This is a genomic window from Faecalibacterium sp. DFI.5.82, from assembly GCF_029076575.1.
GTDB lineage: Bacteria > Bacillota > Clostridia > Oscillospirales > Ruminococcaceae > Faecalibacterium > Faecalibacterium duncaniae.
This window is the reverse complement of the sequence record NZ_JARFIS010001178.1, coordinates 1-287: the sequence shown is the minus strand read 5'-3', so window position 1 is coordinate 287 and position 287 is coordinate 1. Positions and strand designations below refer to the sequence as shown.

The 287-nt window shown below is 44.3% G+C and carries 1 protein-coding gene; it reads left to right on the top strand.

Translation table 11 applies throughout. The annotated features are described in order from the left end of the window. Positions 1 to 257, top strand: a 257-nt coding sequence (locus P0G09_RS20625; protein ID WP_275253614.1) for a 3D domain-containing protein, incomplete at its 5' end; no start/stop codon positions are given. Positions 258 to 287: the final 30 nt, after the last annotated feature.

Genomic DNA, 287 nt, shown 5'->3' with positions numbered 1-287 from the left:
CAGCTGACGATGGCGGAATGTCAGGTGTCACAGCGACAGGAATCAATTTAAAAGCCAATAAAAACGCCAAAGTCATTGCTGTCGATCCAAACGTGATTCCGCTTGGCACCAAAGTTCATGTTGAAGGCTATGGTGAAGCGACTGCTGCAGATACCGGCGGCGCTATTAAAGGGAACAAAATTGACGTATTTGTTCCTAGCAAATCTGACGCAATAAATTGGGGCGTCAGAACGGTTAAAGTAAAAGTTTTAAAATAATACATGCGGCGATTTTGCCTGGACAATGGA